This window comes from Modestobacter sp. VKM Ac-2982 (assembly GCF_026967935.1).
Lineage (GTDB): Bacteria > Actinomycetota > Actinomycetes > Mycobacteriales > Geodermatophilaceae > Modestobacter.
The window spans coordinates 1,350,674-1,365,350 of record NZ_JAPVBL010000001.1; the positions used below are offsets into that span (position 1 = coordinate 1,350,674).

A 14,677-nucleotide genomic window follows, 5' to 3' on the forward strand; every position below is an offset into this window, starting at 1 on the left:
CGGGCGCCCGGCGAGCTTATTGCACCTCGTTGGCACCTGCACACTGCTCGCAAGAAGGCCACGTGAACGGCCGGTGACGTGACCGAGCGCACTCCCGCCGACACATCTCCGGGGCGGGCGGGGCGTCGGCAACACGTCTGGAACACAACCGGGAGACACGCGCCGGGGAGTTCACCGCGGCGAAACACGTCCACGCCGTCGACGGAAACACGGTGTCGGCACCGTCTTCTCCGCACCGCCTCCTCCGGCGGTGGCTCGCCCGAGGCCCCTCGGGGCCCCCGCTTGCGGCCGATGGCCGACGACACCCTCAGGAGGTTGCCGTGGTCAACACCGGCGACACCGCCTGGATCCTCACCAGCGCCGCACTCGTGCTGCTGATGACGCCAGGTCTCGCGCTCTTCTACGGCGGCATGGTCCGCGCCAAGAGCGTGCTGAACATGATGATGATGAGCTTCGGCGCGCTCGCCCTGATCAGCGTGCTGTGGGTCCTCTACGGCTACTCCGTCGCCTTCGGTGACGACGTCGGTCTGGGGCTGCTCGGCGACCCGACCGAGTTCTTCGGCCTGGCCGGCCTGATGGAGGACCTCACCACCGAGGAGGGCGGCCTGCCCACCATGGCGTTCGTCGGCTTCCAGGCCGTCTTCGCCATCATCACGGTCGCGCTGATCTCCGGCGCCATCGCCGACCGGGCCAAGTTCGGCTCCTGGATGGTCTTCGCCGGCATCTGGGCCACCGTCGTCTACTTCCCGGTCGCGCACTGGGTCTTCGACTTCACCCTCACCGACGACGACGGCGTGGTCACCCACACCGGTGGCTGGATCGCGAACAACCTGGCCGCGATCGACTTCGCCGGCGGCACCGCGGTGCACATCAACGCCGGTGCGGCCGGCCTGGCGCTGGCCCTGGTCCTGGGCAAGCGTCGCGGCTTCGGCCGGGACGCGATGCGGCCGCACAACCTGCCGCTGGTGATGATCGGCGCCGGGCTGCTGTGGTTCGGCTGGTTCGGCTTCAACGCCGGCTCCGCCCTCGCCGCCAACAACACCGCCGCCGTCGCCTGGGTGAACACCCTGGTCGCCACCGGCGCCGCGACGCTCGCCTGGCTGCTGGTGGAGAAGGCCCGCGACGGGCACTCGACCTCGCTGGGCGGCGCCTCCGGTGTCGTGGCCGGCCTGGTCGCGATCACCCCGGCCTGCTCGGCGGTCTCGCCGCTCGGCGCGATCGCCGTCGGCGCCGTCGCCGGTGCGCTGTGCGCCCTGGCCGTCGGTCTGAAGTTCCGGTTCGGCTACGACGACTCGCTCGACGTCGTCGGCGTCCACCTCGTCGGTGGTCTGGTCGGCACCATCCTGGTCGGCTTCGTCGGCACGGCGGCCGCTCCGGCCGGTGTGGACGGCCTCTTCTACGGTGGCGGCGTCGACCAGCTCTGGCGCCAGGTCGTCGGTGCGCTGGCGGTGCTCGCGTACTCCTTCGTCCTCACCCTGGTCATCGGCTTCCTCATCCAGAAGACGATCGGCTTCCGGCTCACCGAAGAGGACGAGGTCACCGGCATCGACACCGTGGTGCACGCTGAGTCCGGGTACGACTTCGCCTCCCTGGGCGGCGGTGGCAGCACTGCGCCCCTGGGTGGCCAGGCACGCGCCGAGGCGCGCAACACGGAAGGGAGCCAGGCATGAAGCTCGTCACCGCCATCGTCAAGCCGTTCAAGCTCGACGACGTCAAGAACGCCCTGGAGCTGATCGGCATCGCCGGTCTGACCGTCAGCGAGGTGCAGGGGTTCGGTCGCCAGCGCGGCCACACCGAGGTCTACCGCGGTGCGGAGTACCAGGTGGACTTCGTGCCGAAGGTGCGGATCGAGGTCGTCGTCAGCGAGCACGACGCGGCCCGGGTCGTCGACGCGGTCGTCGAGTCGGCCTCCACCGGCCAGATCGGTGACGGGAAGGTGTGGGTGACCACGATCGACGAGATCGTCCGGGTCCGCACCGGTGAGCGCGGGGCCGACGCGCTCTGAGGCCGGCCTGGTGACCTGACGTCGGCCGGGGTGGCGGGGTGACCTGCCGCCCCGGCCGACGCCGTCCCTCCCGCAGGACGACCGAGAGGTGCCCGTGCTCGACCTCGCCACCCTGACCGCACTGCCCCGCGCAGCGCGGGTGCAGGCGTTCGACGACTGGCTGGCCGGCCTGCTGGCCGAGGCGCTCGCCGGGACGCCACGAGCCACCCGCCGCCGGGGCGGCCCGCCGGCCGAGCCGGCGGAGGCCGGTGTCGCGCTGGTGGCCGTGGGCAGCCTCGGCCGCCGGGAGCTGCCGCCGCACGGCGACCTGGACCTGGTGCTCGTGCACGACGGCCGGGCCGAGGTCGCGGCGCTCGCCGACGCCCTCTGGTACCCGATCTGGGACGCCGGGGTGCGGCTCGACCACTCCGTGCGGACGGTCTCCGAGGCCGTCTCCGTGGCCGCCGAGGACGTCAAGGCGGGCCTCGGCCTGCTCGACGCACGGCACGTGGCCGGCGACCCGGAGGTCACCGCGGGCCTGCGGACGGCGACGCTCGGTTCCTGGCGTCAGCACGCCGGCCGGCTGCTGCCCCAGCTGCGCGACCTGCGCCGGGAGCGGGCCCGGCTGGTCGGCGAGCTGGGGTTCCTCCTGGAGCCCGACCTGAAGGAGGCCTACGGCGGGCTGCGCGAGGGTCAGGTGCTGCGGGCCCTGGCCGCGGCCCAGCTGGCCGACGAGCCCCCGGCCGATGCCGGAGAGGCCTACGACTTCCTGCTCGACGTGCGAGACGCCCTGCGCCGCAGCACCGGGCGCGCCGGCGACGCCCTGGTCCGCCAGGAGCAGGCCGCGGTGGCCGAGGCGCTCGGGCTGGCCGACGACGACGTGCTGCTGCGCCGGGTCAGCCTGGCCGGGCGCCGGCTCGCCTTCGTCGCGGACGAGACCTGGCGGCGGGTGGACGCCTCCCTCGTGCGGCGTCCGCGGGCCCGGTACCGACGGGTCCGGCGCGAACCGCTGGCCGAGGGGCTGGTCCGGCAGGGCGACGAGGTGGTGCTGGCCCGGGACGCCAGGCCGGCCGCGGACCCGGGGCTGGTGCTGCGCGGTGCCGCCGCGGCCGCCCGCGCGGACCTGCTGCTGTCGCCCTACACGCTCAAGGTGCTGGCGGTGCACGCGCCGGCGCTGCCGGAGCCCTGGCCCGCGGAGGTCCGCTGGTCCTTCCTCCGGCTGCTGGCCAGCGGTCGCAGCGCCGTCCCGGTCCTCGAACAGCTGGACCAGGAGGGCCTGCTGGCCCGGATGCTGCCGGAGTGGGACCGGGTGCGGTCGCTGCCGCAGCGCCACCCGTGGCACCGGTTCACCGTCGACCGGCACCTGGTGGAGGCAGCCGCCGCAGCGTCCGAGCTGACCCGGGACGTCGACCGGCCGGACCTGCTGCTCGTCGGCGCCCTGCTGCACGACATCGGCAAGGGCTGGCCCGGCGACCACAGCGTCGTCGGGGAGCCGATCGCCGCGGCGGTGGCGACCCGGATGGGCTTCTCACCGCCGGACGTCGCCACGCTGGCCGCGATGGTGCGCCACCACCTGCTGCTGCCGGCGACCGCCACCCGGCGGGACATCGACGACCACGCCACCATCGACCGGGTCGCCGAGACGATCGGCCGGGACACCGCGCTCCTGGAGCTGCTGCACGCGCTGGCGCAGGCCGACGGCGCGGCGACCAGCAGCTCGGCCTGGTCGCCGTGGAAGGCGCACCTGGTCGCCGCGCTGGTGGCCCGGGTCCGGGCACACCTGGTCGCCGCCCCGGCCCCCGGGCCGGTGCTGGTCCCGACCGTCCCGCAGGTGAGCTCCTCGGGCACGGGCGCGGCGGGGGAGGGCGAGCGCATCTCGGTCGGCGTGCAGGACGTGGCCGACGGCCAGCAGGTGACGTTCCTGGGGCCGGACCGACCCGGCGTGTTCAGCCGGTGCGCCGGCGTGCTGGCGCTGAACCAGCTCGACGTCCGGGCGGCCAGCATCTCGGTCGAGGGCGGCCGGGCGACCTCGGTGTTCGCCGTGCGGCCGCGGTTCGGGCGGGCACCGGTGCCGGAGATCCTGGCCGACGGCGTCCGCGCCGCCCTGGAGGGGACGCTGCCCCTGGACGCCCGGCTGCGGCAGCGGGAGATCGACTACCGCCAGCACGGCGACCGCGCCGCGGGGCCGCGGATCTCCTGGTACGACAACGAGGTGGACGGCGCGGCCTCGAGCATCGTGGAGGTCCGCGCCGGTGACCGGGCCGGCCTGCTCTACCGGCTGACCTCCGCGCTGGCCGAGCAGGGGCTGGACGTGACGTCCGCGCGGATCGAGACCCTCGGTGCCGACGCCCTCGACTCGTTCTACGTCTGTGACCCCGGCGGCGCCACGATGGACGCCGACCGGCGCCGGCAGGTCGAGGAGGCGCTGGTGTCCGCCGCCCGCGGCCTCGCGCCGGAGGAGACGGCCGCCGCCCCGACGTCCGGCGGGCGCAGCGTCAAGCGGGACACGCCGTCGGGCTGAGGTCCGCAGGTCTGTCGTACCCCCGTGAGACGTTCGACGTGCCGGACGGGAGCCCCCTCCCGACGACCGGCGCCGAGACGAGAGGGGACGCGACCGTGACCGACCTCCAGCAGTGGCCCTGCCCCACCTGCGAGCACGTGACCGACTTCGAGCAGCCGGAGTGCATCGACGGCCACACCGAGGACGGCGGGGCGTGCCCGGAGTGGGCCTGCACCGCCTGCGGCACCGCCCTGGTCAGCGGTGACGCGCACCGTCCGGTGGCCGCGACCTGGCACCGGGCGGCCTGAGCGAGGTCTTCCCGCCGCACTGTGCACGACTTCCTGGCGGACCACCGCCGTGGGGCCATTACGCTGGGAGCAGTGGCGTGACGGCCCCGGGGTGGCCCCGGGAGCCCGAGCCGTGCCGCTCGGCCCGCTGGAGCACCCGGTGGGCCGGCCGGTGGCTGCACGCCAGACTGCCTGAGGACGTGTTGTGTTCGAGACCCTTTCCGACCGCCTGGACAAGGTCTTCACCGGTCTGCGCGGCAAGGGCCGGCTCTCCGACGAGGACATCGACGCGACGGCGCGGGAGATCCGCATCGCGTTGCTCGAGGCCGACGTCGCGCTGCCCGTCGTCCGCTCGTTCATCGCCGCGGTCAAGGAACGGGCCCGCGGCTCGGAGGTCTCCTCCGCGCTGAACCCGGCGCAGCAGATCATCAAGATCGTCAACGAGGAGCTGGTCGGCATCCTCGGCGGGGAGACCCGCCGGATCCGCTACGCCAAGCAGTCGCCCACGGTCATCATGCTGGCTGGCCTGCAGGGCGCCGGGAAGACGACGCTGGCCGGCAAGCTCGGCCGCTGGCTCAAGGCCCAGGGGCACACGCCGCTGCTGGTCGCCTGTGACCTGCAGCGGCCCAACGCGGTGCAGCAGCTGTCCGTGGTGGCCGGGCAGGCGGGCGTCGACGTCTACGCCCCCGAGCCCGGCAACGGCGTGGGCGACCCGATCGCCGTCGCCCGGGACTCCATCGACCACGCCCGGCGCACCCAGCACGACGTCGTCGTCGTCGACACCGCCGGCCGGCTGGGCATCGACGCGGAGCTGATGGCCCAGGCCGCGGGCATCCGCGACGCCGTCTCACCCGACGAGACGCTCTTCGTCGTCGACGCGATGATCGGGCAGGACGCCGTCACCACGGCGATGGCGTTCCAGGAGGGCGTCGGCTTCTCCGGCGTCGTCCTCACCAAGCTCGACGGTGACGCCCGCGGTGGTGCCGCGCTGTCGGTCCGGCACGTGACCGGGCAGCCGATCATGTTCGCCTCGACCGGCGAGAAGCTGGCCGACTTCGACGTCTTCCACCCCGAGCGGATGGCCTCGCGCATCCTCGGCATGGGCGACGTGCTGACCCTGATCGAGCAGGCCGAGCAGGCCTTCGACGCCGACCAGGCCGAGAAGATGGCCGGCAAGCTCGCCAGCCGGGAGGGCTTCACCCTCGAGGACTTCCTCGAGCAGATGATGGCCATCCGCAAGATGGGCCCGATCGCGAACCTGCTCGGCATGCTGCCCGGCGCCGGGCAGATGAAGGAGCAGCTCGCGCAGGTCGACGAGCGGGACCTGGACCGCACCGCGGCGATCATCCGGTCGATGACCCCGGCCGAGCGGGCCACCCCGAAGATCATCAACGCCTCGCGCCGGGTGCGGATCGCCAACGGCTCGGGGATGAGCGTCACCGACGTCAACCACCTGCTCGAGCGCTTCGCCCAGGCCCAGAAGATGATGGGCCAGATGGCCGGCAGCATGGGCCTGCCCGGCATGGGCCCGATGTCGAAGAAGCAGCGCGGCCGGCAGAACCAGGTGCAGGCCCGCGGCAAGGGCAAGAAGGGCAAGGGCGGCAAGAAGGGCGGCCCGGCCCGCCGTCCGATCGGCGCCCCCGGCGGGATGGGCGGCGCCCCCGGCCAGCTGCCCGGTGGCATGCCGGGCGGGGTCCCTGGTCTGCCGCCCGGTCAGGCGCTGCCCGACCTGAGCAAGCTGGACTTCAGTCAGTTCAAGGACGGGCAGGGCCGCTGAGCCGGTGAGCACCGCAGCTGCCCCGGCCCTGCACCTGTCCGGGGTCGTCCTCCCCGACGGCGAGCACCGGGAGCTCTGGGTCCGCGAGGGGCGGATCACCTTCGACCCCGTCCCCGGCGCCGAGACGGTCAGCCGCGGTGGCTTCCTGCTGCCCGGCCTCGTCGACGCGCACTGCCACGTCGGCATCGGCGGAGGCGGGGTGCACGCGACCGGGGTCGATGACCTGCGGGAGCAGGCGCTCCAGGAGCGGGCCGCCGGGGTCCTGGCGCTGCGCGACTGCGGTTCCCCGGTCGACACCCGGATGCTCGACGAGCACCCCGACCTGCCCCGCGTCATCCGCGCCGGCCGGCACATCGCCGCCCCCCGCCGCTACATCCCCGGGCTGGCGATCGAGCTGGAGCCGGCCGACCTGGTGGCCGAGGTGCGGGTGCAGGCCCGGCGCGGTGACGGCTGGGTGAAGCTGGTGGGTGACTGGATCGACCGTGGCGTGGGCGACCTGGCGCCGGAGTGGCCGGACGACGTCCTGGCGGCGGCGATCGCCGCCGCACATGAGGAGGGTGCGCGGATCACCGCGCACACCTTCGGCACCGACGCGCTGCCCGGGCTGATCGGGGCGGGGATCGACTGCATCGAGCACGGCACCGGGCTGACCGAGGAGCTGGTGGGGGAGATGGCCCGCCGGGGCACGGCCGTCGTCCCCACGCTGGTCAACGTGGAGAACTTCCCCGGCTTCGCGGCGGCGGGAGAGGCCAAGTTCCCCTCCTACGCCTCCACGATGCGGCGGCTGTACGCGAACTCCGGAGCGGTGGTGCGCGCGGCGTTCGAGGCCGGCGTCCCCGTGTTCGCCGGCACCGACGCCGGCGGGGGGGTCGACCACGGCGTCATCGCCGACGAGATCCGGGCGCTGCACGCGGCCGGGCTGCCCGCCGAGGCCGCGCTGGCCGCCGGTTCCTGGGGTGCCCGCGAGTGGCTGGGCCTGCCGGGCATCACCGAGGGCGCCCCGGCTGACCTGGTGGTCTACGAGACCGACCCCCGGGCCGACCTCGACACGTTGCAGCGACCGCAGCGGATGGTCCTCCGGGGCGCCGTCGTCGCCTGAGCCAAACCGATGGACGGCGTCCCGCGGACGCCTGGGACACTCCAGTCGTGCTCCTTCGGATGTCCTCCCTGTTCCTGCGCACCCTCCGCGACGACCCCGCCGACGCCGAGGTCCCCAGCCACCGGCTGCTCGCCCGCGGCGGCTACATCCGGCGGGCCGCGCCGGGCGGGTTCACCTGGCTGCCGCTGGGCTGGCGGGTGTTCCGGAACGTCGAGCGCGTCGTCCGCGAGGAGATGGACGCGATGGGCGCGCAGGAGGTGCACTTCCCGGCGCTGCTGCCGCGCGAGCCCTACGAGGCGACCGGCCGCTGGACCGAGTACGGGCCCAACCTCTTCCGGCTGAAGGACCGGCGGGGCAACGACTTCCTGCTCGGCCCCACCCACGAGGAGATGTTCACGCTCCTGGTGAAGGACCTCTACGGGTCCTACAAGGACCTGCCGGTCTCCCTCTACCAGATCCAGACGAAGTACCGGGACGAGGCGCGACCCCGGGCCGGGCTGTTCCGCGGCCGCGAGTTCACCATGAAGGACAGCTACTCCTTCGACGTGGACGACGCCGGGCTGGACGCCTCCTACGCCGCGCACCGCGCCGCCTACATCCGGATCTTCGACCGGCTGGGCCTGGACTACGTCATCGTCTCGGCGATGTCCGGTGCGATGGGCGGGTCCAAGAGCGAGGAGTTCCTGCACCCGACGTCGATCGGCGAGGACACCTTCGTGCGCTCGCCCGGCGGGTACGCGGCGAACGTCGAGGCCGTCTCGACCGTCGTCCCGGAGTCGATCCCGTTCGACGGGCTGCCCGAGGCGCACGTCGAGGACACCCCCGACACCCCGACCATCGAGACGCTGGTCGCGGCGGCGAACGAGCTGTTCCCCGAGGCCGGGTACACCGGCGCCTCGACGCTGAAGAACGTCGTCGTCACCCTGGTGCACCCCGACGGCACCCGGGAGCCGCTGGTGATCGGCCTGCCCGGTGACCGGGACGTCGACACCAAGCGGCTGGAGGCGCAGCTCGCCCCGGCCGAGGTCGAGCCGTTCACCGACTTCGCCGCCCACCCCGACCTGGTCAAGGGCTACATCGGGCCGCAGGTCCTCGGCGCGGAGGGGAAGTCCGGCATCCGGTTCCTGGTCGACCCCCGCGTCGTCCCCGGCTCCCGGTGGATCACCGGGGCCAACGAGCCCGGCAAGCACGTGTTCGACCTCGTCGCCGGCCGGGACTTCAGCTGGGACGGCGTGATCGAGGCCGCAGAGGTGCTGCCCGGTGACCCCGCTCCCGACGGCTCCGGCCCGCTGGAACTGGCCCGGGGCGTGGAGATGGGCCACATCTTCCAGCTCGGCCGCAAGTACGCCGAGGCGCTCGACCTCAAGGTGCTCGACGAGAACGGCAAGCTGGTCACCGTCACCATGGGCTCCTACGGCGTCGGGGTCTCCCGCGCGGTGGCTGCGATCGCCGAGTCCACCCACGACGAGCTCGGCCTGGTGTGGCCCCGGGAAATCGCCCCGGCCGACGTGCACCTGGTCGCCACCGGCAAGGACGCCGCGGTGTTCGAGGCGGCCCAGTCGCTGGCCGAGGAGCTGGTCGCCGCGGGGCTGACCGTGCTCTACGACGACCGGCCCAAGGTCTCGCCCGGCGTGAAGTTCAAGGACGCCGAGCTGCTGGGGATGCCGACGATCGTGACGGTCGGGCGCGGTCTGGCCGAGGGCGTCATCGAGGTCCGCGACCGGGTGACGGGGGAGCGGTCCGAGGTGGCCGTGGCCGACGCAGCCGCGGCCGTGCTCGCCGCGGTCCGTGGCTGACAGGTCGCTCGCCGAGCAGCTCCGGCTGACCGCCGAGACGGTCGAGGCCAACCTGGGGCACGGTGACCAGGTGGACCGGCCGCGGCCGATCGACCACCTGGCCGGTTTCCGGTCCGGGTCGGCGGCCACTGCGGCCGGGCAGGAGCTCACCGCCGCCGGCTACCGGGTCGACGGGCTGTACCGCCGGCTCCTCACCGTCTGGCTCGAGTTCAGCGCGATGACCGCGGTCGACCACGGGACGGCGGCCGCCTTCACCCGGGAGATCGTGGGCATCGTCGAGCGGCACGGGGGTCGCTACGACGGCTGGGGCGGGTTCCTGGTGGCCGCGGAGTCCGGCGACGAGGGCACCAGCTCGACCTCGTAGCCGTCGGCGTCCTCCAGGTAGGCGGCCCGGTGGTTCGGGCCGCCGGCGAACGGGTGCCGGTCCGGAAACAGCAGTCGCCAGCCGTGCGCGGGTGCCTCGGCGACCAGCGCGTCGAGGTCGCCGTCCACCCAGAAGGCCAGGTGGTTGAGCCCGGGGGCTCGTCGCTCGTGCCGGTCGCCGGTGAGCGCGGGGGACTGCTCCACCACCACGTAGGTGCCGTCCTCGCCCCAGCGCCAGGACCGCCCCCGCTCCCACTCCTGAAACGGCACGGCGCCCAGTGCGGTGAGCAGCCACCCCCAGGAGGCCTCGGCGCGGTCCAGGTCCGGCACCCACAGCTCCACGTGGTGCAGCGGTCCGGTGCTGGGCATCGCGTTCCTCCTGGCGTCTGGCATCATGGTCTGTCGAACACGGCGGTGGGCGGCCCTCTCACCATCCCCGCCCGTGTCCATCGCTCCGCCCCGACGTACCCCCACGCGTCTTCTCCGGCGAGCAACCACACACGTTCGAGGAGCACACCACACTCGTGGCCACCAAGATCAAGCTCATGCGCCTGGGCAAGATGCGCGCGCCGTACTACCGCATCGTCGTCGCCGACGCCCGCACCAAGCGGGACGGTCGTTCGATCGAGACGATCGGCAAGTACCACCCGAAGGAGGACCCGTCCTTCATCGAGGTCGACGGCGAGCGCGCCGCCTACTGGCTCGGCGTCGGCGCCCAGCCGACCGAGGCCGTGCGGGCCATCCTCCGGGTGACCGGCGACTGGCAGAAGTTCAAGGGCGAGCCGGCTCCGGCCCCGATGAAGGTCGCGGCCCCCAAGGCCGACAAGAAGGCCATCTACGAGGAGGCCGCGCGGGCCGCCATGAACGAGCCGTCCGCCGAGGCCACCACGCCGAAGAAGAAGGCCGCCCCCAAGGCCGCTGACGCTCCCCAGGCTGCTGCCGCTGACGCTCCCCAGGCTGCTGCCGCTGACGCAGCGCCCGCCGCCGAGCCGGCTGCCACGGCCGAGGCACCGGCCGCCGAGCCGGCTGCGGCTGAGCCCGCCGCGGCCGAGAAGCCCGCCGAGTAAGACGTGCTCGAAGAGGCGCTCGAGCACCTGGTCAAGGGCATCGTCGACAACCCCGACGACGTCGTGGTCGACCTGGTCAACGGCCGGCGCGGCAAGACCCTCGAGGTCCGGGTGCACCCCGACGACCTCGGCAAGGTCATCGGTCGCGGCGGACGCACCGCCAAGGCGCTGCGTCAGGTGATGACCGGTGTCGGTGGGCGCGGCCTGCGGGTCGACGTCGTCGACACCGACGGGCGCTGAGCACTCCCGGCGCCTCCGGCGCCACCCCGCAGAACACCGACACCGTGGTGGTCGGCCGCATCGGCCGACCCCACGGTGTCCGTGGTCAGGTGACCGTCGAGGTGCGTACCGACGACCCCGACCTGCGGTTCACCCCGGGCGCCACGCTGCTCACCGAGCCCGCCGCACGGGGGCCGCTGACCATCGAGGCATCCCGCTGGCACAGCGGCACGCTGCTGCTGACCCTGGTCCTGCCCGACGGCACCGTGGTCGCCGACCGCGAGGCGGCCGACGCGCTGCGGAACACGATGCTCCTGGTGCCCGTCACGGCCCTGCCGGAGCTGGAGGACCCCGACTCCTTCTACGACCACCAGCTGGTCGGGTTGGCCGCCGAGCTGCCCGACGGCTCCCCGGTCGGTGAGGTGACCGGCGTGCGGCACGAGGGCACCGAGCTGCTGGTACTGCGCCGTCCCGAGGGTGGGGAGCTGCTGGTGCCGTTCGTGACCGCGATGGTCCCCACCGTCGACCTCGCGGCCGGCCGGCTGGTCATCGACCCGCCCGAGGGGCTGCTCGACCTGTGACGTTCCGGATCGACGTCCTGACGATCTTCCCGGAGTACCTCGCCCCGCTGGGCCAGTCGCTGCTGGGCAAGGCGGCGGCCAAGGGACTGGTCTCCGTCGGCGTCCACGACCTGCGGCAGTGGACCGACGACGTCCACCGCACGGTCGACGACTCCCCGTACGGCGGCGGCCCGGGCATGGTCATGCGCCCGGAGCCGTGGGCGAGGGCGCTGGAGGCGGTGCGTCCCGCCGGCACCCGGCTGGTCGTCCCGACGCCGGCCGGCCGGCCCTTCACCCAGGCGGTCGCGGCCCAGTGGGCCGCCGAGCCCGGGCTGGTGTTCGCCTGCGGCCGCTACGAGGGCATCGACCAGCGGGTCGCCGACTGGGCCGCCGAGGGTGGCCCGGTCTCCGAGGTCTCGATCGGCGACTACGTGCTGGCCGGTGGGGAGTCCGCGGTGCTGGTGATGGTCGAGGCGGTCACCCGGCTGCTCCCGGGGGTCGTGGGCAACGCCGAGTCGGTCGAGTTCGACTCGCACGCCGACGGGCTGCTGGAGGGCCCCTCCTACACCCGCCCGGCGAGCTGGCGCGGGCACGAGGTGCCGCCGGTGCTGCTCTCCGGTGACCACGCGGCGATCGCCCGCTGGCGGCGCGCCGAGTCGCTGCGCCGCACCGCCGACCGCCGTCCGGACCTGCTCGCCGGGCTGCCGGACGGGGCGCTGACCGCCGCGGACCGGGCGGCGCTGGACGCGGACCCCCAGGCGTGACGTCGCGCGTCTGGGTCCGCCCGTCGGCCCGGGTGCTGGTGCTCGACCGCCGGCAGCGCGTGCTGCTCTTCGGCGGGCGCGGGCTGCAGCCGCGCACCGAACCCGGCGACGTGGAGTACTGGTTCACCCCCGGCGGTGGCGTCGAGGACGGCGAGGACCTGCGGGCTGCGGCCGTGCGGGAGCTGGCCGAGGAGACCGCCCTGCTGGTCGAGCCGGCCGTCCTGGAGGGCCCGGTGTGGCTCCGCCGCTGGCAGGGGCAGTGGGGCGACACCCTGCTGGACTCCCGGGAGACCTTCTTCGTGCTGCGCGACGTGGTCCACGACGTCGACGTGAGCGGGCGCACCGAGCTCGAACGGCAGCTGGACGAGCCGCACCGGTGGTGGTCGCTGGACGAGATCGCCGGCAGCACGGAGACGTTCGCCCCGCGGGACCTCGCGGCGGCACTGCCGGGAGTGCTCAGCGGCCCGTGGACAGGGCCGCCACGCATCATCGACTGAAGGTGTGGCACAGTAGTGAGCTGCTGCAGGCCGTCGGCTCATCCCGACGGTGGCTCCGCACCCGGACCGGGTCGTGGAGCGCAGCCACCCGGTACGGACGCACCGGGACACCGCTGCCCGTACCACGACGACTTTCCCGCTAGGACTGAGGACTGCTGCGATGAACACCCTGGACGCCCTCGACGCCGCGTCGCTGCGCGACGACATCCCCACCTTCCGGCCCGGGGACACCGTGAAGGTGCACGTGCGTGTCATCGAGGGCACCCGTGCCCGTGTCCAGGTCTTCCAGGGCGTCATCATCCGTCGCCAGGGTGGCGGCATCCGCGAGACCTTCACCGTCCGCAAGGTCAGCTTCGGCGTCGGCGTGGAGCGCACCTTCCCGGTGCACACCCCGGTGGTGGAGAAGATCGAGGTGCTCACCCGCGGTGACGTCCGCCGGGCGAAGCTCTACTACCTCCGCGAGCTGCGCGGCAAGGCCGCGAAGATCAAGGAGAAGCGCGAGGTCGTCTCCCGCTGACCTCCAGCGATTCCACGACCGGGCCGGCTGCACTCGCAGCTGGCCCGGTCGCGTTCGTGGGGCAGTTCCCACCGCGCCGGCCGCGGAGCGGGGCGCCCGACGCGCCGGGCGGCGGACCGTACGCTGGTGCCCGATGAGCACGCACGGGCCCGCTGACGCCGCCGATGACGACGCTGCCGGGCGTCCCCCCGCCGACCAGAACACCGCCGCCGACGCGACGGCCCCCACCGGGTCGGCGGTCGCCGGCCGTGGCCGCCGGCGCGAGCCGGCCAAGAAGGGGTCCCTGCTGCGCGAGCTGCCGGTGCTGTTGGTCATCGCGTTCGTGCTCGCCCTGCTGGTGAAGACCTTCCTCGTGCAGGCGTTCTTCATCCCGTCGGGCTCGATGGAGCAGACGCTGCACGGCTGCACCGGCTGCACCGGCGACCGGGTGTTGGTCAACAAGGTGCCCTACTGGTTCGGGGAGCCCGAGCCCGGCGACATCGTGGTGTTCCAGGGCCCGGACAGCTGGTCGCCCGAGATCGTCGTGGAGGAGCCGAGCAACTGGTTCACCGGTGCTGCCCTGACCCTGGGCCGGGCGATCGGTGTGGCCCCGCCGAGCGAGGACGACTACGTCAAGCGGGTCATCGCCACCGAAGGCCAGACGGTCGAGTGCTGCGACCCGCATGGGCGGGTCCTGGTCGACGGTGAGCCGCTCGACGAGCCCTACATCTACCAGGACTCCCCGCTGAACACCGGTGGATCAGGCGGGCGGGAGTTCGGGCCGGTCACCGTGCCCGAGGGGCGGCTCTGGGTGATGGGCGACCACCGCTCGGCCTCGGCCGACTCCAAGCAGCACATGGACGACCAGTACGCCGGCACCATCGCCGTCGACGACGTCATCGGCAAGGCAGCCCTGATCGTCTGGCCGCTGGACCGCTTCACCCTGCTGGACAGCCCCGACATCCAGCCGAGCCAGGTCGAGGCAGCAGGCGCCGGCGGGCCGGAGCCGGCACCGGTCCAGGACACCGCCGCCCTGGCGGCCCCCTACCTGCTGGGGTTGGGGGGCGCGTTGCCGCTCACCGCCTGGCGCCGACGGCACCGTTCCCGCGGGGCCCAGCTGACCGGGCCGTCCCGTCGTCCGCCACGCACCGGCTGGCGTCGGGTGCGGCGGCCGGCCCAGACGCGGCCCGGCCGGGAGTCGCACACCGACTGAACCGGGGCGCCCGGGGGCGGCCGTCGAGCCGCCGCGCCGCGGGCGCACCGCCAGC

Annotated in this window: 16 protein-coding genes; 15 read left to right on the forward strand and 1 reads right to left on the reverse strand. The window is 73.8% G+C overall.

Going from position 1 to position 14,677, the window contains the following annotated elements; all coding sequences use genetic code 11:
- Positions 1-320 precede the first annotated feature (320 nt).
- From O2W20_RS06670 to O2W20_RS06705, 8 genes are all read left to right on the forward strand, one after another.
- Complete coding sequence (locus tag O2W20_RS06670; RefSeq protein ID WP_269170939.1) at positions 321-1,670, forward strand: ammonium transporter; 1,350 nt, start codon at positions 321-323, stop codon at positions 1,668-1,670.
- Positions 1,667-2,005, forward strand: coding sequence for a P-II family nitrogen regulator (locus tag O2W20_RS06675; protein ID WP_091066026.1), 339 nt, complete (start codon positions 1,667-1,669; stop codon positions 2,003-2,005). Before O2W20_RS06670 ends, O2W20_RS06675 begins: the two co-directional genes overlap by 4 nt.
- An 88-nt stretch (positions 2,006-2,093) precedes the next feature.
- Positions 2,094-4,505: a [protein-PII] uridylyltransferase gene (locus O2W20_RS06680; RefSeq protein ID WP_269170940.1), complete on the forward strand. Its 2,412-nt coding sequence runs from the start codon at positions 2,094-2,096 to the stop codon at positions 4,503-4,505.
- Between the two features lie 95 nt (positions 4,506-4,600).
- Positions 4,601-4,792, forward strand: a complete 192-nt coding sequence (locus O2W20_RS06685) for a hypothetical protein (protein WP_269170941.1) — start codon at positions 4,601-4,603, stop codon at positions 4,790-4,792.
- A gap of 184 nt (positions 4,793-4,976) precedes the next feature.
- A complete protein-coding gene (ffh, locus tag O2W20_RS06690; protein WP_269170942.1) occupies positions 4,977-6,548 on the forward strand; it encodes a signal recognition particle protein in 1,572 nt (523 codons plus the stop codon).
- Between the two features lie 4 nt (positions 6,549-6,552).
- Entirely contained in the window at positions 6,553-7,647 is a 1,095-nt protein-coding gene (locus O2W20_RS06695; RefSeq protein ID WP_269170943.1) for an amidohydrolase family protein, read from the forward strand.
- A gap of 47 nt (positions 7,648-7,694) precedes the next feature.
- Positions 7,695-9,443: a proline--tRNA ligase gene (locus tag O2W20_RS06700; protein ID WP_269170944.1), complete on the forward strand. Its 1,749-nt coding sequence runs from the start codon at positions 7,695-7,697 to the stop codon at positions 9,441-9,443.
- Positions 9,436-9,807 (forward strand): ribonuclease E inhibitor RraB, encoded by a 372-nt coding sequence (locus O2W20_RS06705; RefSeq protein WP_269170945.1) that lies wholly within the window; start codon positions 9,436-9,438, stop codon positions 9,805-9,807. Before O2W20_RS06700 ends, O2W20_RS06705 begins: the two co-directional genes overlap by 8 nt.
- Here the strand turns inward: O2W20_RS06705 and O2W20_RS06710 are convergent.
- Positions 9,738-10,175: a VOC family protein gene (locus tag O2W20_RS06710; protein WP_269170946.1), complete on the reverse strand. Its 438-nt coding sequence runs from the start codon at positions 10,173-10,175 to the stop codon at positions 9,738-9,740. The genes O2W20_RS06705 and O2W20_RS06710 overlap by 70 nt on opposite strands.
- A 155-nt stretch (positions 10,176-10,330) precedes the next feature.
- On the opposite strand from O2W20_RS06710, the gene rpsP reads away from it, so the two are divergent.
- The 7 genes from rpsP to lepB all read left to right on the forward strand — a co-directional run bounded on the left by rpsP (position 10,331) and on the right by lepB (position 14,622).
- Positions 10,331-10,873, forward strand: coding sequence for a 30S ribosomal protein S16 (gene rpsP, locus O2W20_RS06715; RefSeq protein WP_269170947.1), 543 nt, complete (start codon positions 10,331-10,333; stop codon positions 10,871-10,873).
- A gap of 3 nt (positions 10,874-10,876) precedes the next feature.
- Positions 10,877-11,113: an RNA-binding protein gene (locus O2W20_RS06720; protein WP_014742367.1), complete on the forward strand. Its 237-nt coding sequence runs from the start codon at positions 10,877-10,879 to the stop codon at positions 11,111-11,113.
- A gap of 47 nt (positions 11,114-11,160) precedes the next feature.
- Positions 11,161-11,673, forward strand: a complete 513-nt coding sequence (gene rimM, locus O2W20_RS06725; RefSeq protein ID WP_269170948.1) for a ribosome maturation factor RimM — start codon at positions 11,161-11,163, stop codon at positions 11,671-11,673.
- The gene (gene trmD / locus O2W20_RS06730) at positions 11,670-12,416 is read left to right on the forward strand and encodes a tRNA (guanosine(37)-N1)-methyltransferase TrmD (RefSeq protein ID WP_269170949.1); all 747 of its coding nucleotides are present in this window, start codon (positions 11,670-11,672) and stop codon (positions 12,414-12,416) included. Before rimM ends, trmD begins: the two co-directional genes overlap by 4 nt.
- On the forward strand, positions 12,413-12,913 hold the full coding sequence (locus tag O2W20_RS06735; protein ID WP_269170950.1) for an NUDIX hydrolase: 501 nt from the start codon (positions 12,413-12,415) through the stop codon (positions 12,911-12,913). The genes trmD and O2W20_RS06735 overlap by 4 nt, the downstream gene beginning before the upstream one ends.
- Before the next feature lie 160 nt (positions 12,914-13,073).
- Positions 13,074-13,430, forward strand: a complete 357-nt coding sequence (rplS, locus tag O2W20_RS06740; RefSeq protein ID WP_036339817.1) for a 50S ribosomal protein L19 — start codon at positions 13,074-13,076, stop codon at positions 13,428-13,430.
- A 133-nt stretch (positions 13,431-13,563) separates the two neighbouring features.
- Complete coding sequence (gene lepB, locus O2W20_RS06745) at positions 13,564-14,622, forward strand: signal peptidase I (RefSeq protein WP_269170951.1); 1,059 nt, start codon at positions 13,564-13,566, stop codon at positions 14,620-14,622.
- Positions 14,623-14,677 lie beyond the last annotated feature (55 nt).

Excerpts from the sequence above, each read along its gene's own strand:
- lepB (WP_269170951.1), top strand. The coding sequence starts at position 13,564 with ATGAGCACGCACGGGCCCGCTGACGCCGCCGATGACGACGCTGCCGGG.
- O2W20_RS06710 (WP_269170946.1), bottom strand. The coding sequence starts at position 10,175 with ATGCCCAGCACCGGACCGCTGCACCACGTGGAGCTGTGGGTGCCGGAC.
- O2W20_RS06675 (WP_091066026.1), top strand. The coding sequence starts at position 1,667 with ATGAAGCTCGTCACCGCCATCGTCAAGCCGTTCAAGCTCGACGACGTC.
- rplS (WP_036339817.1), top strand. The coding sequence starts at position 13,074 with ATGAACACCCTGGACGCCCTCGACGCCGCGTCGCTGCGCGACGACATC.